Below are 25,038 nucleotides of genomic sequence, written 5' to 3' on the forward strand. Positions count from 1 at the left end.
AAAAATGGGTACAGCTACAGTTGGATTTAAAAAATTAACCATTCGAATTTTGGATGGTAAGCCAGCTACACTTGACACAAATTTATTTGTTGTTGAAGGTAAAAAAGATAAAGGGGCAACTTCAAGTGCTAAAATTTCAGGGCTTGCAGTTGATCCAGTAAAAACTTGGGGTTCAAATGGTGTTTACCACATCTCAGGTAAAGGTGTGGGTGATGGTAAGATTGATTTTGATATCATTGATATTCCTGACAAAGTTCAGTCTGCCATTCTTGGATATACCATTGATGCAGATGAAATCATTACAGCAGGAAGTGACACTCAAGCTCCTGACTGCTCAATTTTGATTGAAGATTATGATATCCGTGGTGATAAATTTATGCTTGGATTTTTGACTGGTGTCTTTTCTTATGATGGAGTAGAAATTGAAACTTCACAAGGGAAAGCATCTGAAATTAAGCCAGATACTCTCTCTTATTCTGTTGGTTCAGCAGATAATGGCGATTTCTTCAAGAAATATGCAGGAACTGACACAGCTGCGCAGGATAAAGTACGTGCCGCTTTGAACATGACCACTACGCCCTAATAGCCCCGTAGTCGGTCAGGCGACCGTAGGGGACGCAAAACTTTGAAAGGTAAGAAATGGCTAAGTTAGAAATTACTCTCCACCAAAAGGGTGGGGATGTCACTTATAAGCAAAATCATATCACTGGTCAGAAGTATCTTGATTTTTGGAATATTCAAGAGAAAATCGAGAAAGAATCACTTAATAATGTAGAAATTATTGCTTTGAGACTTGAATATATTGCCAGTCTTTTCCCAGATGATAAACTTACGAAAGAACAAGTTTTGAAAGGACTAGACCCATGGGAATTAGACGCGACTATCTCACATTTGATTTCTGTTGTTTTGGGAAACGAGGAAAGTGACGAAAAAAAAGAACCATAACTGCTAAAGAAGCTAAGGAAAGTTTCTTAAACTTCATTAAGCAGTTAGTTGTCAATACTGGATTTACCGTTTCAGACATTTTAGATAATGACTTTGAGACTATTGTCGGAGTGATCAATTCTAATGACGATGATTCAGAAGCAAGTTTGGTTGAAGAAGAAACTGAGGTAATGTCCCTTGGTGACTTCATGAATAAATTATAAAAACGGCTCTTAGGAGCTGTTTTTTTAGTTTCGTTTTAGGTAACGCTTGCAAAATTAATAAATAAATTTGTATAATAGGTATAGTATTTATTGAGGAGAATATAATGAATAACAAAGATAATAAACCATTTTTTAAAATAGCGTGGTTCTGGATATCGCTTAGTAGCATATTAATTGCAATCATCTGTTTAATTATTACCACAGTTAATACATCAAAATCTGCAGCATTAAAGAAAAAAACAAGCTCCATGAGCCAATCGTACTCAAAAGCAATGTCTTTTAACAGGGACTTTGAAAAGTACCTTGATAAAAATGTTCCTAATTATAGTTCTTATGTTAGCGATGCAGTAGACTCAGTATTAAATAAAACAAAAAATGATTATTCAGATGATGACGAAAATGCAAATGACACAGCGAGTTCTAGTTCCGAAGAACTAAGTTATTCATTTGGAAAAGCTGTATCTTTTAATAATGAGTCTGATGATACTAATATTGATGTTACTATAGTAAGTGCTGGTATTGATGAGAACTATTCATCACAACTAAATAATCCACCAACTGGAATAAAACCAATGGTAGTTACAATAAAAATGAAGAATACAGGAAATTCGGCTTACGAATTTAACCCACAAGAATTCAATGCATATGATTCTGAAGGAAATACATTGAACTTTGATTCAGGGACATATAATAATACAATGCCAAGTTCGGTAAATGTGGGACAAACTGTATCTATCAAAATATTCTTTGATGCTAAAAACGATGGACCATTTTCAGTAACATTTGCTGATGGAACATGGAAATAAATTAAAAAAGACCGATAGGTCTCTTTTTTATTCTAAACAAAAAAACGCTACTTTTTAAGGGCGTTTTTTGTTTATCCTTGAATTAAGAATAAAAGTTCAAGGAGAAAGTAATGGCAGATACACCTTTAGGGAAAATGATAATTGAAATGGGGTTTGATGATTCCAGCTTTTCAAAAGGCATTACTGGCGTTAACAAGCAACTAGCTGCTTTAAAAAATGATTTAAAAACTTCTCAAACCTCCTTTTCAACATTTGGTAAAGGTGTTGATGGAGTTAGAAGTCCAATGGAAGTTTTGAATAAATCAATTGCTAAGCAAAAGGAACAGCTTGATTTATTGAAAAAATCATATTCAGGCTCACTAGTAGATGGAAAAGCAACTTCCAGTACTCAAAATTACGCGAACCAGATTTCTCGAGCAAATGCCCAATTAGCACAATATCAAGCCCAATTAAAAAATGCAGCAATTGAACAATATAAACAAACTTCTATTTTACCTAAACTATCATCCGGTTTTGAAAAGATAAGTGGAGGGCTAGACACAGTTTCTAGGAAAACTGCACCAGTCACAGTAGGAATTACAGCCGCTTTTGCGAAAGGAATTCAAGCAGCAACCAATTTCAATGGTAAGATGACTGAAATTCAAGCGTTGCTAGCTGATGATACTTCGCCAAAGCAATTAGCCCAAAATATGGATGTATTATCCAGCAAATCCAAACAATGGGCTAGACAATACGGTATCGATACCTCATCTATCAATGATGGTATGGAAGAAATGATTAAGCGCGGTTATGATTTTAATCAAACCGTTGGGGCTATGCCAGCAGTATTAGATGCCTCAAGAGCATCAGGGGAAGATTTCGGAACAGTAATGTCTGCATCAACTGCTATTCTAGAACAGTTTGGCTTGAAGACTGAAGATACAGCATCCATGATGAAAAATACCCAACGTGTAACGGATAGTTTGACATTTGTAGCCAATAAAACATCTGCAGGTTTTGAAGACATGGGTGTGGCAATGGAATATGTTGGACCCGTTGCTCATTCGTTAGGGATGAATCTTGAAGAAACTTCATCTGCAATTGGTTTACTTTCAAATAATGGTATCGAAGGTGAAAAAGCTGGTACCTCATTACGTGGTGCTTTATCTCGCTTGTTAAAACCTACTAAACAATCTTCGGCAGCTTTTGAAGAACTTGGCATTAATATCGATGAGTGGAAAAAAGGAAATATCGGTTTACCTGATATGCTCGATACCATCAAAAAACATACCGAAGGTATGACAGACGCTGAAAAAAGTTCATTAGTTGCTAAAGCATTTGGTACAGAAGCTCAAACAGGAATGAATATCTTGATTGACCAGGGTGGCAATGCATTACGCAACTTAACTAAAGAAACACAAAATGCGACTGGTTATACTAAAAAACTCGCAGACCAAATGAACAATTCTGATAAGAATGCTTTTAATAAAGCTAAAGCGACTTTGGAAGTTTTATCAATTAATTTAGGTCAAAAGCTCCTACCTTCAATCATTCCAGTTGTTAAAGAAATAGATAATTTGGCAGGCTCGTTTTCAAAATTAAGCCCAGAAACTCAACAATTCATCATTAAAATGGCAATAGCAGCGGCCGCAGTTGCTCCAACAGCGAAAGCTTTGAGTGGATTAACAAGTATTCTTTCGGGAGTGACTGGTGGTCTGGCTAAGCTTGGAGCAAAAGGAGCTGGAGAACTCGCGCTTAAAGGAATAGCAACTGGCGCAACTGGTGCCGCTACAGAAGTAGGTGGACTATCAGCTGTATTGGCAGGAATGGGGCCGGCGTCAATGATTGCTATTGGTGCATTAGGTGCAGCTGGCTTAGGATTAGTTATTTGGAAGCTTACAGAAGGATTACGCGAGCAACAAAAAGAGGTTTCTAAATGGGGAACAGTTGTTGGTACTGAAGCGAGCGGGAAATTAGATACGCTTAATCAAAAATTTGTGGCTGTTAAAGATGCAGCGATTCAGTTTGATGTTCAGGGAAGCCCAGCTATCGGAAATGTGAAACAGGCAATAAGTGATTTAGGTACTGTAGCGAGTGAATCAATCACAGAAACAGAAAAGGCACTAACTAAAGGAGCTGAAACAGCAGGCCTGACTGACAAACAAGTTAATGATGCAAAAGCTGGTTTAGAACAACAAAAAGCAAATGTGCAATCAATCACCAATCAAACCACAGCGATTTATCAAAATGCAGCAAATGCTCATCGTGCTATCACCGATGCTGAGCGTTCCATTGTAGAGAGCAACCAACAAAAGTTAATTGAAACTACCATTAAAAATTACGGAATTACAGGGAATAAAGCCAAAGAAGTAATGAAAGTATTTAGTGGTGATCTTAAATCTATGAATGATGATGCGCTTAAACAATCAAGTGCAGGAATCAGTAAAATGATGCAAGAAGAAATCAAAACTTATAAAACAGGACAAGCTTCTTTAGATTCTGCTAAGGCATCTGGTGCATTAAAAGCTGATGAGTATAATAAAAAAACTCAAGCACTTGAAAAATCTCACAATGATACCATGGAAAAATATGGCGAAGAGTACGTGAAAGTTAAAGCTGAACAGCAACAGCGAGAAATCGATAATCTCCAAGGTGGTGCTCATAAAATTGAACGTCAAAGGGCAATCATTCAAAAAAATCAACAACAGTTAAAAGATGACTTTAAAAAATTTGGATTAGATTATGATCAAGTTATGTCAAATGTTGGTAAAAGTGGAGATAAAGGCTCAAAGGCATTCGGTGATACTGGTAATTTAATCGCACAATACACCACAAAAATGAGTGCGGATGCTAAAAAAGCAAATGATTCTTGGAATGGTATTATTTTAGACCCTAAGACAGGTAAAATGACAACAGATGCACCAAAAGCAATTGCGGAAGCGTTGAATGCTAAAGGTGGTTGGGACAATATGCAGTTCATCTTGAAGAATGCCAATCTTTCTACAAACGCTCGAATCAAAATTGCAGAGGCTTTAATTGCCAATGGGCAATGGAATCAAATGACTCCAGAACAAAAGCAATTAGTTGTCAATAATAACCCAGCTTTACAAGCTATCACGAGTGGTAAAGGCAGTATGGCTTCATGGAACTCTATGCCAGAAAATGTTAAAAAACTTCTTGGTAACGATAAAGATTTCCAAAACAAAAAAGGGGCAGCCGCAAGTGCTTTAAAAGCGTGGGATGCCATGCCAGAAAACGTTAAGAAAATGTTCGCGAACAATGCGGATGTATTAAGTAAGAAAAAAGGCGCGGCCGATGCGATTACTCAATGGAATTCATTATCTCCTAAACAGCAAAAACTTCTTGCTCAAAATCTTACAGGAGATGGAGTTTCTAAAGCTCAAAAAGCTATTGATAGTTTACCTAAAGAGAAGAATACAACTTTAACTACCACTCATAAAAATATTTTTCAAGAAATATATGAAAAAATAACCAAACATGCTACAGGTACTAATTACCACCAAGGCGGACTCGCAATGGTTAATGACCAAAAAGGTTCGCTATATAAGGAATTGATTACTTTGCCAACAGGCCAAAGCTTCATTCCCGAAGGTCGAGATGTCGTTTTAAACTTACCTAGGGGTTCGAGCGTTTTGAAAGCCAGTAAAACAGCTCAGCTTATCCCTAAATATGCCGATGGTACTGGTGGAATTCCAGCTAATGCGAAAATATTTAGAGATATGCGAGCTGTGCAACAGCAGCTAGTAGTTAATACACCAGGTGTTGACAACAGTAATCAACTTAGCGCCATTTTAAGAGTATTGGAAACGATAGCTTCAAGTGGTACAAATAAAGATGTTATTAGTGCTTTACAGATTTTAGGGAACCGTCCAATTGAAGCTTACTTGGATTTAGACAAAGTTACTAATAAAATTACTGATAAGCAAAATCAAAAAAATAGAATGGCAAATCTAATGAAAGGGAAAAGCATATGAAGAAAGTAATGAAAATTACCTATGGTGGTACTGATTTATCAAGCTTTTTTGATTCTGTGACAAATATTAAAAGAAATATTGGTTCAACTTGGGAGAATTCGACGGAAAAACAAGGCAATGGCGTTGATTTTCTTTATAACTCAAGGGGGTCAAAAGGAATTTCGTTTGATTATATTTTAAAGGGAATATTCTTTAGTGATATTAATCATAATAAAGAAAAACTGGCTAGTCTGATTAATACTAAAGTTCCTATTGAATTAATATTTGAGGATGAACCAAATAAAGTTTGGTTAGCCCTTCCTGACGGTGAACAAAGTTTTGATTTGGATTCTGGGTCATTAAATTTTCTCGTGCCATCTGGAGAAGCTGAGTCGGTCGATACTAAAGTTTTGAATGAATCTAATTCAGGAGGCGAGCTTGGAACAATTACTCATAATGCTGACGGTTCGACAAAAGTTCAAATCAATAATCAAGGAACTCTTGAAACTTTCCCACAAATTAAAATTACTAATGTTCATGAAAATGGCTATCTTGGGCTTGTAAATGAGAATGGTATTTTAGAGATTGGTAAAAGAGATGAGGCGGATGGAGAAACTGTTCCTGAAAGCGAAGTTCTATATACAACCGATAATGACTTGCAATTCAGTGATTTTGTAGATGCAACTGGTAAAGTAAACCCTCAAATGGATTCAGTGGGTCTTACATGCGATACAACAGGAAAAATTGGTTATTTAAAAGATGGATTAAGACTTATAACCCCTAGTACATCTACTGCGAGTTCTCACCGAGGGGGGATGCTTTCTTTCGATATCCCACCAGACTCAAACGGTGATAAAGGGGCAGTTAATTTTTATGCATGGTTTAATATTTTTGTCCACGCATTGCAAAATGGACAGACCGGAATACTTCAAATTATGTTTACAGATTCTAATGATAAATTCATTGCTGGATATGGGGTTGTGAAAGGTGATAAAACAGGTAATAAAGGAGAAGCGAAGTTCTGGATTGGTGGGGATCACCCTAAAGAGTGGAAATCAATTGTTTTTCAAACGAATGACGGAGAACACGTTAAAGACCCTTTAAACAATACAATGTTTAATAGTAAAACTGGTTCAGCTGATTTTGTCAAACAAGGAGCAAGTTTGGGTTTTTATTGGAAAGGCAGCAGACAAACGATTAATGTTCCAGAATTAGAAAACATACCGATTGAGAGAGTCTATATCTTTATTGGTAACTTTACAAATTCAGATAAGTTTTTTGGGGAATTATCACTCCGTAGATTCCTTTGTAGAAAAGATAAAGTAAATGTTTGGCATGATTTACCAAATAGGTATCAAGCTGGTTCAGTTATGGAATTAGATATGCAGAACGGAAAATTAATAAAGGATGGAATTGCTTCAAATAATGAGCTAGTTACAGGTTCAGAATTTTTCTCACTTCCTCCAGGAGAAAGTGAGCTTGATATTTATCAATCGTCATGGAATTCTACTCCTCCTCAAATCGAAATCCAATGGAAGGAACATTTTTTATAATGCAGATTACAATTCATGATAATCAAATGAATAAAGTTGGCTTCTTAAGTAATGAAGTCCCAGGTATTCCTTCTTTCTTTAATGATGCTTGGCACCGCTATTTAGCAGAAGGGGCATCCACTTTTAATTTCTCAGTCAATAAATTTAAAAACGGATTTATACAAGACTATTGTCAGTTTTTGAACGATCAGGCATACATCAGTTTCACTTTTGAAGGTGTGGACCAAGTTTTTAGTGTTCTAACTTTAGAAGAAACAGATGATATTATCACATTGAATTGTGCCACTTTGAACCTTGAACTAAGAAACGAACAAGCTAATCCTTTAGTTAATACTTCCAATCACAATATTAAATGGTACTTTGACACAATGGGATTAATTTCTTATAGTCAAATCTCTCTTGGGATTAATGAGGTTTCTGACCTTACACGAACCATTAGTTATGATGGACAAGAATCCAAACTTGCCCGACTTTTATCTGTTATCGGCAACTTTGATGCAGAGTTTGAGTTTGTAACAAATTTGAATGATGACGGCACGTTAAAGAGTATCATTCTTAATATTTATAAAGCCAATGATGGAGTAAACATTCAAGGTGTAGGGACATGGCGTAATGATGTCACCCTATATTTTGGAAAGAATATATCAGAGGTTCGTAGAGCAATTGATAGAACACAGATATTCAATGCTACAACTGTCAAAGGAGCTGATGGATTAAGTTGGAAAAATTCAGAGTGGTCAGTTAAGAATGAAGATGGAAAGGAAGAGTTTTATAAACGAAAAGGAGATGATACAGCCTATGCGCCAATATCTGCGGAGTTGTACCCTTCTCAAATTCAATCAGTAAGTCGTGATATTTGGATTCGTAAAGACTTTGAGACTGAATATAAAAATGTAAATGATATGTGGGGCTATGCACTGAGTCAGTTTAAGAAATACGCTTATTCATTAGTCACCTATGAAGTCAATGCGAGCAGTCGTTTAATTAGTCAAAGTGTCGGAGATGGGCAATCCCTATCCATTGGCGATACTGTTCGAATTCAAGACGAAAATTTCAACATTCAAACAGGAGGATTGATTCTTCAAGCTCGTGTTTCAGAATTAGAAATAAGTTTTTCTAACCCTTCTAATAATAAACTGATATTTAGTAATTACGTAGAATTGGAAAGTGGGATTTCTGATGATTTGGAAGCACGATTATCCCAATTAATCAAAGATAATACACCTTATCGTTCGGACATTACTTCTACAAATGGGACTCAGTTTAAAAATGGGACCGGAACTACAACTCTAGGTGCTCATGTTTATTTTGGGTCAGATGACAAAGAAACAATTGCGGATAGCTACGAATGGTCGAAAGATGGAACGGTTGTCGCAAACGTTCAAGAAATCACTGTGGATGCCAGCGGAGTTGCGAATAAGGCAGTTTATAGCTTTAAAGCAATGGTTGCGGGTAAAGTAGTCGCAAGTCAGTCGGTCACTATCACTAATGTGGATGATGGAACTAGCCCGATTAATCTAGTTATTGATTCATCTAATGGCTATCAATTTAAAAATAATATCATTAATACAACTTTCACTGCGATACTTTATCAAAATAATAAAGAAATTGATAGTGATGGTACAAAATTTGCTTATATATGGTCTAAAACTAACTCTGATGGAACGGTAGATATTGCTTGGAATCTTGCCCATCAGACAAGTCGAAAATCAATTACAATCACAAATAGTGATGTTTGGCAGAGAGCTACATTTGATTGCACTGCAGAACCACTTAATTAATAGGAGGAATAAAATATGTCAATTGTCTCAAGTGGACAAATCACAATCACAGATTTATCAGATGGGATGCAACTCAACGCTTTCATCACAGCGAGTGGGGTGACTACTCAAACTTATGATGCAACAGCTCAAACATGGTCACCAAGTTATGCGACTACTCCACAAGTTTTAACGCTCAACCTTACTAAAGCAGGGAGTACAACTTCTGTTGTTAGTGGGATTTCTGGAACTATTACTTGGACACGAGCAGATGGAACAACAACAACAACTATCTCTTCAACCACTAATACTGATACTCAATATATGAGCGGAACTTCAAATAGTGTGTTGACAACAAAAGTCAATGTCCCAATTGCTAACTCAGCATCACGATTCACCGCTTCTGGATTATGGGTTGACCCTAATACAGGCTTAAATGTTCCATTCTCAGCTGTTTTAGATTTAACTGTTGTACAACTTGCTAAATCAGCTGTTCTTGCGAATGTTTATGCTGGAAATGGTGGAGCGTTCTACAATTCTATGCCTGCAAGCTTAACAGTTAACGCTGATTTATATAAAGGAGGGCAACTTTCTGCAGGAAACAAGCAAATATTCTTCGGTTATGCAGATAGTACTGTAACTACAACTGGTTCAACTGGCTATAACTCAAACCTTGGATTAGGTTGGCATTTATGTACTTCATCTACAACTGGTCAAACACCAAATGTAACTGCTGGTACAAATACAACTTCTCAAGGGATACTAACAGTTCTACCAACGGCTGTTACAAACTCGCAAAGCTTTAAGGCAGTTGTTATTGACCAAGCAGGTGGTACAGCAGGAACTGCAGTTAGTGGTATATGTACTCTTCTTGATTATACAGACCCATTAACTTGTACGATTGATAGTACAGCAGGTAGCATTTTTAAAAACGGTTCTGGTACAACAACACTTACTTGCCGAGTATTTCAATCTGGTGCTGAAATTGATACAGCTGGAACAACCTATACTTATAAATGGTCTCAACGTAATCAAAATGGCGTATTAAATGCCAATTTTGGCGGTACAGGCAATCAATATAAAACTGGTAAAACAATTAGTGTTGCGGCGACTGATATCAATGTCAAAGCTCAATATACATGCGAGGTGAATCAATAATGAAAAGTACATTTTATGCCAATATTGAACTTGGGGGAGAAATCACACAAGTTAGCTTTGAAGCAACAAGCGCAAGTGATGTGATTGAACAAATCTGGCGGACTTACGGTATCTCCACTCCAATTATTGAAATTTGGGCGGAGGTAACTGATGACGATAGTAGCAAGCAATAGCCTCACCGTAAGTAACGTTAATGATGGAACAACAACTCACATAGCCTATGCCAACAGCGCTGACGGCACGGATGGTTTCACTACTGTTTATCCGAATTTGAATCTGTTGACTGATAGCAAAGAGTTTAATAATAAAAATAAACAAGGAAGTAATCTAACCACTTCTATAACATCACAAGCGTCAACTATATTGGTTGAAAATAATGAAAGTTACTTGAAATTTGTAAAAACAGATGGACAGTCACAGGATTGGTTTAGAGCTTTATTAAAACCTGACAACACATTTACCAATGCACCAAATCTTAACATTTTACCTAATACGCAATATACTTTTAGTTTTTTAGCAAAAGGTAGCGGCGAACATATTGTTTTTGCTTACAGCTCTTGGACATCATTGCCATCATCTGGAGCCTTAAGAATTGATTTAACTAATGAGTGGAAATTATATGCTTTCACAGTGACATCTGCAACTGTTATTCCAGATAAGAATGTTCAATTCTTTATCCGTTCTGGAATAACTGGAAGCGAAATTAATCTTAAAAAACCTAAAGTAGAAGAAGGTTCCGTCGCTACTCCACACATGCCATCAGCTAGTGAAGTCACAACTGCTGACTGGCCACGATACATCGGTCAGTACACAGACTTTACGCAAGCTGACAACACTAATCCGTCCAATTACATTTGGAGTCTGATGCGAGGGGATGACGGAAAACCTGGGGCAGATGGTAAAGACGGATTAGCAGGTAAGGATGGTAAGGGGATTAAAGCCACTGCAATCACTTATCAAGCAAGCACTAATGGCACCACTGCTCCAACTGGTACATGGTCAACTAGTGTCCCTAGTGTGGCTAAAGGGAGTTTTCTGTGGACACGCACCATCTGGACGTATACAGATAACACTACAGAAACTGGATATGCTGTAGCTTACATGGGTACAAATGGTAACAATGGTACTAATGGTGTAGCAGGTAAAGATGGTGTCGGTATCAAAACTACGACCATTACCTATGCAGGCTCAACGAGTGGAACAACGGCACCATCTAGTGGTTGGACTTCCACAATTCCGACAGTTGCTGCAGGTAGTTATCTCTGGACTAAGACATTATGGACGTACACGGACAATACCAGTGAAACAGGTTATTCAGTAGCTAAAATGGGAAATACTGGTCCAACTGGTCCTTCTGGCGTAGACGGTAATCCCGGTAAAGTCGTTTCAGACACTGAGCCAACTACACGTTTTAAAGGCTTGACTTGGAAATATTCAGGAACAACAGACCTTACAGCTAGTGATGGAACAGTTATATTATCTGGTACCGAATATTATTGGTCAGGAACTAACTGGATATTAAGCGAAATAAATGTACATAATATAAATGGAAATAATCTAAAAATTACTGATGGTGAGTTCATAAGCACAACAACTAATGGTCTAGTTACAACCTCTACTGAAATTAAAGATAATCATATTTCAATCTCTAAGGATGATAGTGCATCTGATATTTTAAACAGCATTACTTTAGATCCTGAACAAGGTTTAGCAATGGCTTATTTGAACCGCTCAACAGGCGATAACAGAGGAGTTGGTGTAAATTTTCAAGGTTTATTTACCAATGACAATGCCGGAAATTATGCTCAACTCACCCCACAAGGAACAAAATTATCAACTGATGTTCCTTGGACGAGTTTGACTCCCACAGGAGGATTTAACGGTGGTTCAATTCAGTTTTCAGTACAAAATGGCGTTGCCTATTTTTCAGTTTCTGCTTTGGGTGTCCCAGCAATGACTGCTAATAATTGGTATCAATGCGCTCAACTTCCAACTGGAAGTAGTGCAATTCCTTCTGTTAATAAGGTAACAACTGCTTTCGGTAATGCTTCAGTTTGGGGATTTTATGTCTCGAGAAGTGGAGGACTATTCTTCCAATGTAAGTCAAATGTCTCGGCGACAGGAAATCTAGCAAATGCACTTGCCGCATTCCCAATAGGATAGGAGAGAAAATGGAAAAAGTAAACCAAACAAACACAACAACTGACATTTATGTTAGTGATAAAAAAGTGGGGGATTTCACTCTCACTACGTTCGATAACGGGTCAATGAATGCAAATTTCATGATCAATGATGCAGCAATATTTCATGGTACGCCCGAAGCAGCTCAAGACCTAGCTAATTTGGTTAGTTCAGCAGTCAATCAGTCTAAAGCTTTGTTGGCTGATTTTGAAGCTAGTAAAGAATAGAAAGCAGGGGTTATGGAATTAGAACAACTTGTGGAGCAACACGAGGATAAGCTTAAACAGCATGACAAAGAGTTATCTCGGCTTAATGATATGTCGGTTGAAATGCAAAAGCAAATGAATGACGGTCTGACTCGTGTGGATGAATCAAATCGCTTTTTAAGAGAACAGAATACTCGTCAATCCGAGCAGAATGCGCAAATATTGCAAGCCGTCATCAAAGGCAACGAAAGCTCAGATGAACATCAGTTTCAGTTGAAGCTGCTTGATAAAACAAACTTTTGGAAACTAATTTTCGGAATTGGTGGAGCTTCGGCTTTCATATATACGATTATCATGGAAGTTATAAAATTAATTAGATAAAAGAGGAAAAATAAAATGGATCAAAATTTAATGACAATCTTTAGCGGTATCTTAACAGTAGCTGGCTCTGTAGTCTCTTACTTCATTTCACAGGCTGCTAAAAAACATAGCAATGTAAAAAACATTGACGCTTTAGCTAAATTGGCGAACCAGGCAGTAAGTTGGGTACAAAAAAACTATACAGATAACCCTGAAAAATTATCTGAAGCTATTAATTATGTGACAGGAGAAGCTAAGAAACTTAAAATTAAAACCAATCCAGCACAAATTGAAGCTCAAATTGAAGCTTCTTTGGCTCAGTTGAAAAAGAATTTTACTGCTGATCCAGCTAAAACAATTAAAGATGTTGCACAAGCTACATCTGAAGTTGCTCAATCAGTATCTAAAACAGCAGATACTATTTCTACTAACGCTGAAGAACTGTCTAATCTTGTAGAACCAATTATTAATGGAACAGAAGGACTCACTGAAGAATAGGGGGCTATTATGAATGGATATGACATTTCCAGTTATCAAGCAGAATTGAATGCTGGAATTGTTCCTTCTGACTTTGTATTTATTAAAGTTACTGAGGGAACGAATTATATAAATCCAACTTGGAAAGAACAAGCTGGACAAACCACTCAAGCCGGTAAGTTACTCGGCTTCTATCATTTCGCTAGTACTGGCAATCCAATTGCGGAGGCAGACTTCTTTATCAGCGTTGTTAAAGACTATATTGGTAAAGCAGTTCTGGTCTTAGACTTTGAAGCTGGGGCAATTAATGCATGGGGAAATGTTGGTGCTCGTCAATTTTTGAATCGTGTAAAAGAAAAAACTGGCATCAATCCAATGATTTACATGTCAGCTGAAGTTACTCGTCAATTTAATTGGAGCACTCTTTCAAATACTAACGCTTTGTGGGTTGCTCAATATGCTTCAACAAGTCCTACAGGCTATCAATCTGCCCCTTGGTCAGATGGTCAAGGATATGGCGCTTGGAGTTCAGCAGCGATTCATCAGTACAGCTCATCAGGAACTTTAATGAACTGGAACGGACAGCTTGATTTAAATCTTGCTTATATTAATTCTGCTCAATGGAAAGAATTAGCTGGCGGAAATTCTACACCACAAAATAACAATAACTCAAATACTAATTCACAATTGGAGGATGATGACCTTATGAAATTTACCTATAAAATTATTGATGCAAAAACTAATAAATCTCAAGGCACGGTTTATTATTACGATGGAAATAAAATAGTTGCTTTATCTAATGGAGACCAACTCAAAATTATCCATCAAATCTATAAAGACACAACAGGAAAAGAGATGAAACATTATGATTGGCGAACAGATGCTCCATGGTATGTTCGTTTCATGCAAGCAATCAATCAAAAAACAGTGGAAGTTGCTTGGAAATAAAACTAACCCTGACTTCGGTCAGGGATTTTATTATGTCTATTTCAAAAATCATACTTTAGTACGATTTTATAATTGCTCTAACTGTTATATAATATAATCGAGATTATTATCATACACGGAATAGGATGAGATTTATGAAAAATTTGAAAAAGAAGGCAGTAATAGGTGTTGTTTTAGGGCTATTTATAGGATTATCTTACGGCTATATCATTCATAATATGGCGCTTGGTATTTGTATCGGGTTGAGCTTCAGTGCAATGAGTTACTTTAGGTATAGAAAATAAATTAACCCCGCTTCGGCGGGTGTTTTTTTAGAATAGAGGTATATTTTACAGAAAACTTTCTCGAATGTTACTTTTTAATAATCGATACGGTTTGTATGAAAAGATATGATATAATGTTTAGCCGAACTTTTTCGCTTGACACGAATAATAATAATGTTATAATTAATTTAACGAACAAATCAGGAAAAGTCGTCTAACCTTGTCTGTTGTTGTGTCGTTGTGTTGTAGTTGTGTAGTTGGCATACCATGTAAGATTGTTTATTTTATCTAATTTATAGATAAAATAAAATAGGGTGGCAGGCACCATAATAAAACTTGTGATATTTGTTTATTGAATGTTTTCAATAAAATAGGGTGGCAGGCACCATAATAAAAAGCTGACTATATACGAGTCCACCTTGCGTTGTACAGGGTGGGCTTTTTTTGGAGAATTTTAATGAGCGGTTATAGAAAACCAAGCACAAAAGATTTAGTGAGACTGCATAAGAATTTGAAGTTTATATATGAAATTAGTGATTTTTATTCGGAAAAACTTGCAGGAAACGATATTCACATCAAAGCTGGAGAAGAAAAAGTTGTAGTATGTTTCGAAAAGAATAGCCTATTTCATTTGTTAGGATTGAAGTACTGTTATGGAAATAATCAATTATGGAAAAACCTTCGTAAACGTACTTTAACGGTAGATGATTTTTTAATTCAGAATTATACTTTTAATAAGTTACAAGTTATGCATGAGTTTGTAGAAATTTTTAATGGTAATGGTTATTTATTAAATGGTTTTGAATTGCAAAGTGCCTGTTTTGATAAAGCCATGAGAACTAATAAATTAATACTTGCAATAGGTCTAGGAAATAAAAATAATTTAGTTCAGTATTTTCCTCAGAGCGCTATTGATCTAAGGAAAAGAAGTGATGGTATTAATCTTGGTGTAAAAATTGAAGAAATTATTTCTATTAATAAAATTACTAAAGAGACTATTAAAGTCCTTTAAGTATATCACTCGCCCTCCGGGGCGTTTTTCTTTTGCCGTTATTATGATATAATTTTCGTAAAGAGAGGAAAAGCTTATGAAAAAAGGTAGCGATAGATTAGGAATCGAAACAGGTTTGTGCTTAGGAGTGGCATTTGGGATTATTTTTCATAACTTAGCTATGGGTATTGGTATCGGATTGTTATTTGGTCTTGCTTTTGATTACAGGAAAAAGAAATAATACTGGCTCTAGGGCGTTTTTCTTTACAACGGAAATGGAAAGTTATATAATTTTTATATTCCAAAAATACTTTTTTCATAAAGTTTACTCCGAGCGTCCCTCTCCTAACTGGGGCGCTTTTTTATTGACAAAGAATAATGATAGCGCTATAATAAATTATCCTGATATTTTATTCCTAGAGTTTTCTTCATCCATGAGAAGCTCGTTATAAAATTTTTCTTAAATGCCTCCTCCCCCTTATGAGGCATTTTTTATATAAAAAAGCACTAGCATAAGCCAGTGCCGAAAAGTGATTAGAGCAAGGTATGAATAATATAGTATAAAACTAGATTAACTTGCAATAACTTTTATAATATTATCAATTTTATGAACAATTGTCAATAATAATATGTTATAATGTATTCGGGATGATTATGGGATTTCATCTCCTTTCTAGATTTAAGCTGCTCTTCGGAGTGGCTTTTTTTGTTTTCCGAATTAAACCTAATCGTCCGTAAAAAAGCAAGAAACATTTCTATATAGCGATTTAATCGTCCGTAGATTCGCACATCTTTATTTTCCAAATTAAATCCAAACCCGTCGAATTCCATGGGTTTACATTATTGCTGACCTCAGCAATATTTGGTATTATGCGGGTTGAATGTCTGTGACCCTCATTTTTGATGGTCGCAAAATATGGTATAATATTAGTGAGAGGATTGCAGTACTAGACTGTGATACGGAGTGTACGATTAATGCGTATATTTTGGTTCTTTAGCTCAGTTGGTAGCTAACCGTTCGGTCGCTGGTTCGAGTCCAGCAAGAACCATAATAAAAAGGTACATATAACAGTAGAAACTCCCAAAGGAGTTTTTTAGTTACGTTAATTAAAATAAAAAAACTGTATATCTAAGATATACAGCCTCTTGCCCGACAAAAATTAGTTACGTTTTTAGTTACGTTTTAGATGTAACTCATAGGTATTCATTAGTACAATAATTTGCATATATCCCCTAAAACAAGGTTTAGCGGTATCTATTGACATTTATTGACACAGTATGTCATAATAGCTCTATGACAAAAAATGCAAGACAAACCGCACTCGATGTACTAAATGATATTTTTGGTAATGATGCCTATGCAAATATTTCATTGGATCGAAATTTGCGAGATTCTGAACTATCCACAGTGGATAAAGGCTTTGTAACAGCCCTTGTTTACGGTGTAGTTTCTAAAAAAGCTTTATTAGAGTGGTACATTACTCCTTTATTAAAAAAAGAGCCTAAACCTTGGGCTAAAATGCTTTTATTACTCACAATTTATCAAGTCCTATTTATGGATAAGGTGCCTACTTCGGCAGCAGTTGATGAAGCTGTAAAAATTGCTAAACGACATGATGGACAAGCAACAGCTAATTTTATTAATGCTGTTTTAAGAAACTTTATGCGTTCTGAGCACAGAAATGAAGAACCTAAAGATTGGGAAACTAAATATTCAATGCCAAAACTGTTATTGGATAAAATGGTTCGCCAATTCGGTGGGAAAAGAACAGGAGAAATCCTCGAAAGTCTTGAAAAACCAAGTCATGTGAGCTTACGAAAAATTGATCCAACTGTAGAAATTGCTGGGACTCGTCCGTCTTTACTGACAGAAACAGCATTAATTGCTGACAGTGGAAATTTTTCAATTACAGAAGAGTTTCAAACTGGAAGAATTACGATTCAAGATGAAACAAGTCAATTAGTTGCTCCTCAACTTGAATTAGAAGGAACAGAAGAAGTTCTTGATGCCTGTGCTGCCCCAGGTGGCAAAAGCACACATATGGCTCAATATTTGACAACTGGTCATATCACGGCATTGGATTTATACGAGCATAAACTTGATTTAATTAATCAAAATGCACAACGTCAGCATGTTGCGGATAAAATTACCACTCAAAAAGCTGATGCGACAATGATTTATGAGAATTTTGGTCCAGAAAAATTTGATCGAATTCTAGTCGATGCTCCATGTTCAGGAATTGGATTAATTCGCCGTAAACCAGATATCCGTTACCGGAAAGAAAGTTCGGATTTCATAGATTTACAAAAAATTCAATTAGAAATTCTAAACAGCGCCTCGAAAAGCCTGAAAAAAAGTGGTATAATGGTATACAGTACTTGTACAATTTTTGATGAAGAGAATTTTGACGTAGTCCGTCAATTTCTTGAAAGTCATTCTAATTTTGAACAAGTTGAAATTTCAAATGAAAAACCAGAAGTGATTAAAGAGGGATGTCTTTTCATTACTCCAGAAATGTATCATACAGACGGATTCTTCATCGCGAAATTTAAGAAAATAGGTGAATAATTTACTGACAAATCTTTTGTTCTTGAGTTTCTTTAATTTTTGAGGAAAAATCATTTTTCTCGAAAATTTTTAAACTCTATCAGTAATTTTTAGACCTAAAAATAAAACTTTATTCTTGTTAAGGAGAAAAAGTGGAATATAGTATTTTATCAGATATCGGTTCAAAACGTAGTACTAATCAAGACTATGCTGGGACTTATGTCAACCGTGCCGGTTATCAGCTCTTTTTATTAGCTGATGGTATGGGTGGACACAAAGCAGGTAATGTCGCAAGTAAACTTACCGTGGAAGATCTCGGCAAACTTTGGTCAGAGACATTTTTTGATGCGGGAACACCAGAAGCAACTCTTGAGATTTGGCTTAGAAATCAAATACGCAATGAAAATGAAAATATTGCGAGTCTTGGTAAACTTGATGAATATCAAGGAATGGGGACGACTCTTGAAGCTCTAGTTATAAAAGGAAATACACTTGTATCCGCCCATGTGGGAGACAGTCGTACTTATTTGATGCGTGATGGTGAGTTAAATAAAATAACAACAGACCATTCTTTAGTTCAAGAGCTTGTAGACGCAGGACAAATTACTGAAGAAGAAGCTGAAGTTCATCCTAACAAAAATATCATTACTCGCTCACTTGGTCAGACTAATGAAGTTCAAGCGGATATTCAAGCTTTAGAACTTCAAGCTGGAGATATCATTTTAATGAACTCTGACGGATTGACAAACATGGTTTCAACCACTGAAATTATGGGAGTTTTAGAACGAGAAGATTTGACTTTAGATAATAAATCCGAGGCTTTGATTCGGTTAGCTAATGAACATGGAGGACTTGATAACATTACTGTTGTTTTGATTAAGTTTGAAGAAACATCAGAAGCCGAAACACAAGCACAGGAGGTTAGTTGATGATTCAAATCGGTAAAATCTTTGCCGATCGTTATCGGATTATCAAAGAAATCGGACGTGGGGGAATGGCGAATGTTTACCAAGGAGAAGATACTTTCCTTGGTGATCGAAAAGTTGCGATTAAAGTACTTCGTTCTAATTTTGAAAATGATGACATTGCAATCGCTCGTTTTCAAAGAGAAGCTTTTGCGATGGCGGAACTCTCTCATCCGAATATCGTAGGTATTTCTGACGTCGGTGAATTCGAAAGTCAACAATACATTGTAATGGAATTTGTTGATGGTATGACGCTCAAACAATACATCAACCAAAATGCTCCTCTAGCTAATGATGAAGCCATTGAAATTATTACAGAAATTCTATCAGCAATGGATATGGCTCATTCACATGGAATAATTCACCGGGATTTAAAACCACAAAATGTTTTAGTTTCAAGTAGTGGAACAGTAAAAGTAACAGATTTCGGAATTGCCAAAGCCCTTTCTGAAACTTCACTCACTCAAACAAATACAATGTTTGGATCGGTTCATTATCTATCACCTGAACAAGCGCGTGGTTCAAATGCTACTGTACAATCAGACATTTATGCCATTGGGATTATTTTATTTGAGCTTTTAACAGGTCAAATACCTTTTGATGGGGATTCAGCCGTAGCAATTGCCCTCAAACATTTCCAAGAAAATATTCCAAGCATCATAAATCTCAACCCAGAAGTTCCGCAAGCATTGGAAAATGTCGTCATCAAAGCAACAGCAAAAGATATCAACAATCGATATGCTGATGTTGAAGAAATGATGACAGATGTCGCTACTTCGACTAGTCTTGATCGACGTGGGGAAGAAAAATTAGTTTTCAACAAGGACCATGATGAAACAAAAATCATGCCTGCCAATCTAATTAATCCCTATGATACTAAGCCTTTGATTGATAAGAAAACAGATGATCAGGAAAAAGCGCAATCAGAATCATCAACTACAGAAAACAATAAGAATAAAAATAAAAAATCTAAAAAAGGATTGATTATTAGTCTTGTTGTTCTCCTTCTTGTCATTGGTGGTGGAGCCTTTGCATGGGCTGTTTCTACACCGACAAATGTTAAGGTTCCTAATGTGACTAATAACTTAACATTGGATCAAGCGAAGAAAAAGATTAAAGCAGCTGATCTTAAGGTGGGAACGGTTCATAAACAACAAAGCACAACCGTTGCCGAAGGTAAAGTGATTAAAACTGATCCAGCAAGTGGAGCTACCGTAAGGTCTAAAAGTTCTGTTGATATTTACGTTTCATCTGGAAATGAAAATATTATCAAAATGAAAGACTTTGTTGGTGAAAAGATTGATGATGCGATGGCAAGTCTTCTCAAAGACTATGGTATTGATGAGAGTCAAGTCAATCAGAAAGCTGTTTCTAGTGACTCTTATCCAGTGGGTACCATCATTAAACAAACTCCTAAAAAGGGTGAGAAGTTTGATACCACCGGCAGTGAAAAGATTACCTTTGAAGTTTCAAGTGGTAAGCAAATTTCAATTCCACCTTATGCTAATCAAGATGCTGAAAGTTATAAGGCAATTTTGACAAATGCTGGATTTACAAATGTTACCTTGAGCTATATTAACACACCAGGTAGCACGACAGGTTGGGTCTTTGGAGTCACTCCAGAAGTTGGTAAGGAAGTTTCACCAGATACACCAATTGTTGTGAAAGTGACTCAAGCAGTTGAACAATCTTCCTCAGAACAAGTTTCCACATCGGAAACTTCAACTTCTAAATCATCGTCAACTTCAAATTCAACAACGACTTCATCCTCCTCAAGTTCAACGACGGAAGGATCAGGATCATCTTCCTCAAGTTCAACAACATCGAACAATTAGAGTTAAAAAGAATCAGATTGTATTCCTGGTTCTTTTTATTTCTAATAGCTTGTAAAATCAGTCAAAAAAGTGTATCATGGTAGAGTAGTTTTTTACAACCCGTTCTTGGTTTCATGCTTGCCAAGCTGTCACTCGGACTGGGCAATACAAATAAAGGAGAAAAACTCATGGCAATTTCAAAAGAAAAAAAACAAGAAATCATCGCTCAATACGCTCGTAAAGAAGGCGATACTGGTTCACCTGAAGTACAAATCGCTGTATTGACTTGGGAAATTAACCACCTTAACGACCACATCAAATCTCATAAAAAAGACCACGCAACTCAACGTGGTTTGATGAAAAAAATTGGTCACCGTCGTAACCTTCTTGGATACCTTCGTGGAAAAGACGTTCAACGTTACCGTGAACTTATCGCTTCATTGGGACTTCGTCGTTAATAAAAAAATGCCATTTGGCATTTTTTTTATTATTTGAAATTAAAAATCTAAAAAAGAAATTCTTCTTTTTTAGATTTTTAAATTTATTTAAGATATTTTTCTCTTTCGATTGTTGCAGAAATTGCGTCAATAACTGTTCCACCAAAATGGTTTTGTTCTAAGCTTACTACACCTGCTACAGTAGTTCCACCGGGACTTGAAACTTTATCAACTAAAGACCAAGGATTTTCACCACTCTTTAGAAGCATTTCAGCTGAGGCTTTGACTGTTTCAGAAACAATCGCAGTGGCTTGATCTTTAGGAAGTCCATGAAGTACACCGGCGCGAGCCATAGCATCAATAAACATATAAATAAATGCAGGACTTGATCCCGCGATTGCTGCAAAAGTTGAAAAATCTTTTTCAGCAATCTCGTGGATAGAGCCGACTGCTTTAAAAATTTCTTGGGCTATTTCGTAAGCTGAATCATCAACAAATTCATTTTTGACAATCGCAGAGGTAGATTGACCAATTTGAGCATTGATATTAGGCATTACTCGAATAATCGGTTGATTTTCTGAATCAGCTAGATGTTTTAAGTCAGATAAAGTTAATCCAGCAGCAATTGATATCAATGTTTTATCTTTTGATAAATGATTAATCAGCTGGCTTAAAACAGACGGAAGAACCTGTGGTTTGACAGAGAGAACAATGAAGTCTGATTGTTGAACAAGTTCTTCATGATTTTCAGAAGCTTTAACATTAAGTTCCTCAGCTTGTTTTTTTGTCTTGGATAAATTGTGACCAGAAATGATGATTTCAAATTTATTTTTATCAAGTCCAGAAATGATGGCTGTGGCCATTTTTCCGACTCCGATAAATCCTATAGTTTGCATAAATAAAATCCTTTCTATCTTTCAGTCCATTTTATCATAATTTAAAGCGAGAAATCGATATGTTAGTATCGCAAATTAAATCTAGCTATTTTTTTGAAAAAAAGATTTGCTCAATTGAAAAATACTATGAGTGTTTGAATTAAAAAGATAACGAAAATGCCTAGCGATTATGGTATAATTGAGTAAACATTTTATTTTATTTGTAACAATAAAGGAGAAATCTATGAATAAATTCGCTATTGTCCTAGCGGCTGGTAAAGGAACACGCATGAAATCAGCACTTCCAAAAGTGTTGCATCAAGTAGCTGGAAAATCAATGCTGGCGCATGTGCTTAAAAGTGTATCCGAAGTGGAGATTGCCAAAAATGTGGTCATCGTTGGACACGAAGCAGACCGTGTAATTGCGACTTTACCTAAGGGAACTCAATTTGTTAAACAGGTAGAACAATTAGGAACAGGACATGCTGTACGTATTGCTGCGGATTTGTTGGCTAATGAAGAAGGGGCAACCTTAGTTATCGCTGGCGATACTCCCTTAATTACAGGCGAAACATTAGGAGCACTTTTTGATTATCATTTTGCCCAAAAAGCAACAGCAACAATCTTGACTGCTATTGCACCAAATCCAACAGGATACGGTCGAATTATTCGAGATGAAAAGGGTTCAGTAGAAAAAATTGTTGAGCAAAAAGACGCCAATGATTTTGAAAAATCAATTACCGAAATTAACACAGGGACTTATATTTTTGATAACAAATCGCTCTTTAAAGCACTGACGGAAATCACAACCGATAATGCGCAAGGTGAATATTATTTAACTGATGTTATTGAAATCTTCAAAAAAGCAGGTCAAACGATAGCTGCTCATATTCTTGATGATTTTGATGAAAGTTTAGGTGTGAATGACCGTGTGGCTCTTTCACAAGCTGAAGCGACAATGCGTAAACGTATTAATCATGAACATATGGTTAATGGTGTGACCTTGATTGATCCTGCAACAACTTATATTGACAGTGAAGTAACAATTGGGGCAGAAACGGTGATTGAAGCAAATGTAACCATTAAGGGGAACACTTTTATTGGTAAAAATGTTTTGATTACAAATGGCAGCCGCATTGAAAATTCGGAAATTCATTCAAATTGTGAGGTTCGTAACTCAACAGTTGAAGAAAGTCGGATGAGTGTTGGAAGTAATGTTGGACCTTATGCTCATTTACGCCCAGGAACTGTTTTAAGTGAAGAAGTTCATGTTGGAAACTTTGTTGAAATTAAAGGCTCAACTCTTGGTAAAGGAACCAAGGCCGGACATTTGACTTACATTGGTAATGCAACAGTGGGTGAAAAAGTGAACTTTGGTGCTGGTACAATTACGGCTAACTTTGATGGTAAAAATAAATTCAATACTGAAATTGATGATTTTGCCTTTATTGGTTCAAATTCAACCATAATCGCACCTTTGCATATTGGTAAAAATGCCTTGACAGCAGCTGGGTCTGTTGTGACTGAGGATGTACCAGATGAAGCAGTTGAAATTGGACGTGGAAAACAAGTGAATAAACTTGGACGTGCGAAAAAAATGCCACATTATCGTGGACAATAATTTAAAATAATAAGAAAGAGTTTCTCATGAAGCTCTTTCCTTCGATTTGATGAGAGGGAAATTTTACTTTTTCAAAAGTAAATTCCATGGAAAGGGTACAATGTTAAATTTTGATGATAAAAAATTTGAAGAAAAAACTTTGACTAGAGATGAAATTTTTCAAGGAAAGATTTTTCATGTTGTGAGGGATACGGTTAGTTTGCCAGGAGGAACAGAAAGTTTTCGAGAACTTGTTTTTCATAATGGTGGAACGGCTATTGCACCCGTTCACGATAATAAAATGATTTTGGTTGGTCAATATCGTAAGGCATTGGAAAAATTTATTTTTGAAATTCCGGCTGGAAAGCTTGAAATAGGAGAAGAAAAAGACTCCAAGGCCGCTGCGCTTCGTGAACTTGAGGAAGAAACAGGCTACCGAGCAGAAAATTTAACAGAAATCACAGCTTTTTATGGAACACCTGGTTTTTCATCAGAAAAAACTTATGTGTACTTCTCGTCAGACCTAACAAAGGTAGAGCATCCAAGACCCGCTGATGATGGAGAGTTTTTGGAACAAATTGAAGTTACTTTAAGCGAAGCGAAAAGAATGATTGAACTTGAACAAATTGCCGATGCAAAAACAATTATGGCTATTTGGTATTGGGAAATGCAACACTTTAAAAAGGAGGTTGAAGACAATGCCTAAACCACTTTTAACGGATGAGGTAATTGAACAAGCAAATCAAGAGAAGAAAAATCTTGAACGTAGGCTTCAAAGAGAGCTTGAAGAAGATACTGAAATTGCTGAGAAATACGACAGTATTGAAAAAAAATTAAGTAAAAACTCTGTTTATAAAAGTCGAAGGATTGAAAACGCTAAAGCTCAAAAAAGAGGGAAAGCAATTAATAAATGGCTTTTCATTGTTACTTTAATTGTTGTTTTACTGGTGGTTGCGTTCTTTTTGTATTACTTTTAAACAAAATAATTAGAAATA

24 protein-coding genes and 1 tRNA gene are annotated in these 25,038 nt (G+C 36.1%); 24 read left to right on the plus strand and 1 reads right to left on the minus strand.

Annotated features, from left to right (window positions below):
- Positions 1-4 precede the first annotated feature (4 nt).
- From RSC39_RS05110 to rpsO, 21 genes are all read left to right on the plus strand, one after another.
- Positions 5-583, plus strand: a complete 579-nt coding sequence (locus RSC39_RS05110) for a major tail protein (protein WP_332535583.1) — start codon at positions 5-7, stop codon at positions 581-583.
- A gap of 56 nt (positions 584-639) precedes the next feature.
- A complete protein-coding gene (locus RSC39_RS05115) occupies positions 640-945 on the plus strand; it encodes a hypothetical protein (protein ID WP_029344157.1) in 306 nt (101 codons plus the stop codon).
- Positions 946-1,252: 307 nt separating this feature from the next.
- Positions 1,253-1,954, plus strand: a complete 702-nt coding sequence (locus RSC39_RS05120; protein ID WP_332535586.1) for a DUF4352 domain-containing protein — start codon at positions 1,253-1,255, stop codon at positions 1,952-1,954.
- A 110-nt stretch (positions 1,955-2,064) separates the two neighbouring features.
- Entirely contained in the window at positions 2,065-5,928 is a 3,864-nt protein-coding gene (locus RSC39_RS05125) for a phage tail tape measure protein (protein ID WP_332535589.1), read from the plus strand.
- On the plus strand, positions 5,925-7,460 hold the full coding sequence (locus RSC39_RS05130) for a distal tail protein Dit (RefSeq protein WP_332535591.1): 1,536 nt from the start codon (positions 5,925-5,927) through the stop codon (positions 7,458-7,460). Before RSC39_RS05125 ends, RSC39_RS05130 begins: the two co-directional genes overlap by 4 nt.
- Positions 7,460-9,241, plus strand: a complete 1,782-nt coding sequence (locus RSC39_RS05135) for a hypothetical protein (RefSeq protein WP_332535593.1) — start codon at positions 7,460-7,462, stop codon at positions 9,239-9,241. Before RSC39_RS05130 ends, RSC39_RS05135 begins: the two co-directional genes overlap by 1 nt.
- Before the next feature lie 15 nt (positions 9,242-9,256).
- Entirely contained in the window at positions 9,257-10,378 is a 1,122-nt protein-coding gene (locus tag RSC39_RS05140; RefSeq protein WP_332535595.1) for a hypothetical protein, read from the plus strand.
- Positions 10,378-10,551: a hypothetical protein gene (locus RSC39_RS05145; protein ID WP_023189746.1), complete on the plus strand. Its 174-nt coding sequence runs from the start codon at positions 10,378-10,380 to the stop codon at positions 10,549-10,551. The genes RSC39_RS05140 and RSC39_RS05145 overlap by 1 nt, the downstream gene beginning before the upstream one ends.
- The gene (locus tag RSC39_RS05150; RefSeq protein ID WP_332535597.1) at positions 10,529-12,541 is read left to right on the plus strand and encodes a hypothetical protein; all 2,013 of its coding nucleotides are present in this window, start codon (positions 10,529-10,531) and stop codon (positions 12,539-12,541) included. The genes RSC39_RS05145 and RSC39_RS05150 overlap by 23 nt, the downstream gene beginning before the upstream one ends.
- A gap of 8 nt (positions 12,542-12,549) precedes the next feature.
- Complete coding sequence (locus RSC39_RS05155) at positions 12,550-12,786, plus strand: hypothetical protein (protein WP_332535599.1); 237 nt, start codon at positions 12,550-12,552, stop codon at positions 12,784-12,786.
- A gap of 12 nt (positions 12,787-12,798) precedes the next feature.
- Positions 12,799-13,146: a hypothetical protein gene (locus RSC39_RS05160; protein ID WP_259749483.1), complete on the plus strand. Its 348-nt coding sequence runs from the start codon at positions 12,799-12,801 to the stop codon at positions 13,144-13,146.
- A 15-nt stretch (positions 13,147-13,161) separates the two neighbouring features.
- A complete protein-coding gene (locus tag RSC39_RS05165) occupies positions 13,162-13,623 on the plus strand; it encodes a phage holin (RefSeq protein WP_259749482.1) in 462 nt (153 codons plus the stop codon).
- Positions 13,624-13,632: 9 nt separating this feature from the next.
- Positions 13,633-14,550, plus strand: coding sequence for a GH25 family lysozyme (locus RSC39_RS05170; protein ID WP_332535604.1), 918 nt, complete (start codon positions 13,633-13,635; stop codon positions 14,548-14,550).
- A gap of 134 nt (positions 14,551-14,684) precedes the next feature.
- Complete coding sequence (locus RSC39_RS05175) at positions 14,685-14,834, plus strand: hypothetical protein (protein WP_160321621.1); 150 nt, start codon at positions 14,685-14,687, stop codon at positions 14,832-14,834.
- Between the two features lie 436 nt (positions 14,835-15,270).
- Complete coding sequence (locus RSC39_RS05180; protein WP_332535607.1) at positions 15,271-15,825, plus strand: PBECR4 domain-containing protein; 555 nt, start codon at positions 15,271-15,273, stop codon at positions 15,823-15,825.
- A gap of 76 nt (positions 15,826-15,901) precedes the next feature.
- Complete coding sequence (locus RSC39_RS05185) at positions 15,902-16,045, plus strand: hypothetical protein (RefSeq protein ID WP_182407466.1); 144 nt, start codon at positions 15,902-15,904, stop codon at positions 16,043-16,045.
- 747 nt (positions 16,046-16,792) lie between these two features.
- Positions 16,793-16,853 (plus strand) — tRNA-OTHER (locus RSC39_RS05190).
- A 245-nt stretch (positions 16,854-17,098) separates the two neighbouring features.
- Entirely contained in the window at positions 17,099-18,373 is a 1,275-nt protein-coding gene (gene rsmB / locus RSC39_RS05195; protein ID WP_332535612.1) for a 16S rRNA (cytosine(967)-C(5))-methyltransferase RsmB, read from the plus strand.
- Positions 18,374-18,504: 131 nt separating this feature from the next.
- Complete coding sequence (locus RSC39_RS05200) at positions 18,505-19,281, plus strand: Stp1/IreP family PP2C-type Ser/Thr phosphatase (protein ID WP_063282078.1); 777 nt, start codon at positions 18,505-18,507, stop codon at positions 19,279-19,281.
- A complete protein-coding gene (gene pknB / locus RSC39_RS05205; RefSeq protein WP_332535615.1) occupies positions 19,281-21,152 on the plus strand; it encodes a Stk1 family PASTA domain-containing Ser/Thr kinase in 1,872 nt (623 codons plus the stop codon). The genes RSC39_RS05200 and pknB overlap by 1 nt, the downstream gene beginning before the upstream one ends.
- Before the next feature lie 167 nt (positions 21,153-21,319).
- Positions 21,320-21,589 (plus strand): 30S ribosomal protein S15, encoded by a 270-nt coding sequence (rpsO, locus tag RSC39_RS05210; RefSeq protein ID WP_010906184.1) that lies wholly within the window; start codon positions 21,320-21,322, stop codon positions 21,587-21,589.
- 83 nt (positions 21,590-21,672) lie between these two features.
- Here rpsO and proC read toward each other — a convergent pair whose 3' ends face one another.
- Complete coding sequence (gene proC / locus RSC39_RS05215) at positions 21,673-22,464, minus strand: pyrroline-5-carboxylate reductase (protein WP_332535617.1); 792 nt, start codon at positions 22,462-22,464, stop codon at positions 21,673-21,675.
- 223 nt (positions 22,465-22,687) lie between these two features.
- On the opposite strand from proC, the gene glmU reads away from it, so the two are divergent.
- The 3 genes from glmU to macP all read left to right on the plus strand — a co-directional run bounded on the left by glmU (position 22,688) and on the right by macP (position 25,020).
- Positions 22,688-24,064 carry a bifunctional UDP-N-acetylglucosamine diphosphorylase/glucosamine-1-phosphate N-acetyltransferase GlmU gene (gene glmU / locus RSC39_RS05220; protein WP_043735746.1) on the plus strand — a complete coding sequence of 459 codons (1,377 nt, stop codon included), beginning with the start codon at positions 22,688-22,690 and terminating at the stop codon, positions 24,062-24,064.
- A gap of 100 nt (positions 24,065-24,164) precedes the next feature.
- Positions 24,165-24,749 (plus strand): NUDIX hydrolase, encoded by a 585-nt coding sequence (locus RSC39_RS05225; protein WP_332535621.1) that lies wholly within the window; start codon positions 24,165-24,167, stop codon positions 24,747-24,749.
- Positions 24,742-25,020, plus strand: a complete 279-nt coding sequence (gene macP / locus RSC39_RS05230; protein WP_011676893.1) for a cell wall synthase accessory phosphoprotein MacP — start codon at positions 24,742-24,744, stop codon at positions 25,018-25,020. The genes RSC39_RS05225 and macP overlap by 8 nt, the downstream gene beginning before the upstream one ends.
- The last annotated feature ends 18 nt before the right edge of the window (positions 25,021-25,038 follow it).

The organism is Lactococcus sp. (assembly GCF_036648155.1).
Lineage (GTDB): Bacteria > Bacillota > Bacilli > Lactobacillales > Streptococcaceae > Lactococcus > Lactococcus cremoris.

Bases quoted from the DNA above. Each gene is read 5' to 3' on its own strand.
- RSC39_RS05120 (WP_332535586.1), top strand. From the start codon at position 1,253: ATGAATAACAAAGATAATAAACCATTTTTTAAAATAGCGTGGTTCTGG.
- RSC39_RS05175 (WP_160321621.1), top strand. From the start codon at position 14,685: ATGAAAAATTTGAAAAAGAAGGCAGTAATAGGTGTTGTTTTAGGGCTA.
- RSC39_RS05125 (WP_332535589.1), top strand. From the start codon at position 2,065: ATGGCAGATACACCTTTAGGGAAAATGATAATTGAAATGGGGTTTGAT.
- RSC39_RS05225 (WP_332535621.1), top strand. From the start codon at position 24,165: ATGTTAAATTTTGATGATAAAAAATTTGAAGAAAAAACTTTGACTAGA.
- rpsO (WP_010906184.1), top strand. From the start codon at position 21,320: ATGGCAATTTCAAAAGAAAAAAAACAAGAAATCATCGCTCAATACGCT.
- RSC39_RS05170 (WP_332535604.1), top strand. From the start codon at position 13,633: ATGAATGGATATGACATTTCCAGTTATCAAGCAGAATTGAATGCTGGA.
- RSC39_RS05135 (WP_332535593.1), top strand. From the start codon at position 7,460: ATGCAGATTACAATTCATGATAATCAAATGAATAAAGTTGGCTTCTTA.
- RSC39_RS05115 (WP_029344157.1), top strand. From the start codon at position 640: ATGGCTAAGTTAGAAATTACTCTCCACCAAAAGGGTGGGGATGTCACT.
- RSC39_RS05160 (WP_259749483.1), top strand. From the start codon at position 12,799: ATGGAATTAGAACAACTTGTGGAGCAACACGAGGATAAGCTTAAACAG.
- macP (WP_011676893.1), top strand. From the start codon at position 24,742: ATGCCTAAACCACTTTTAACGGATGAGGTAATTGAACAAGCAAATCAA.
- RSC39_RS05180 (WP_332535607.1), top strand. From the start codon at position 15,271: ATGAGCGGTTATAGAAAACCAAGCACAAAAGATTTAGTGAGACTGCAT.
- RSC39_RS05140 (WP_332535595.1), top strand. From the start codon at position 9,257: ATGTCAATTGTCTCAAGTGGACAAATCACAATCACAGATTTATCAGAT.
- proC (WP_332535617.1), bottom strand. From the start codon at position 22,464: ATGCAAACTATAGGATTTATCGGAGTCGGAAAAATGGCCACAGCCATC.
- rsmB (WP_332535612.1), top strand. From the start codon at position 17,099: ATGACAAAAAATGCAAGACAAACCGCACTCGATGTACTAAATGATATT.
- RSC39_RS05150 (WP_332535597.1), top strand. From the start codon at position 10,529: ATGACGATAGTAGCAAGCAATAGCCTCACCGTAAGTAACGTTAATGAT.
- RSC39_RS05155 (WP_332535599.1), top strand. From the start codon at position 12,550: ATGGAAAAAGTAAACCAAACAAACACAACAACTGACATTTATGTTAGT.
- RSC39_RS05110 (WP_332535583.1), top strand. From the start codon at position 5: ATGGGTACAGCTACAGTTGGATTTAAAAAATTAACCATTCGAATTTTG.
- glmU (WP_043735746.1), top strand. From the start codon at position 22,688: ATGAATAAATTCGCTATTGTCCTAGCGGCTGGTAAAGGAACACGCATG.
- RSC39_RS05130 (WP_332535591.1), top strand. From the start codon at position 5,925: ATGAAGAAAGTAATGAAAATTACCTATGGTGGTACTGATTTATCAAGC.
- RSC39_RS05145 (WP_023189746.1), top strand. From the start codon at position 10,378: ATGAAAAGTACATTTTATGCCAATATTGAACTTGGGGGAGAAATCACA.
- pknB (WP_332535615.1), top strand. From the start codon at position 19,281: ATGATTCAAATCGGTAAAATCTTTGCCGATCGTTATCGGATTATCAAA.
- RSC39_RS05185 (WP_182407466.1), top strand. From the start codon at position 15,902: ATGAAAAAAGGTAGCGATAGATTAGGAATCGAAACAGGTTTGTGCTTA.
- RSC39_RS05165 (WP_259749482.1), top strand. From the start codon at position 13,162: ATGGATCAAAATTTAATGACAATCTTTAGCGGTATCTTAACAGTAGCT.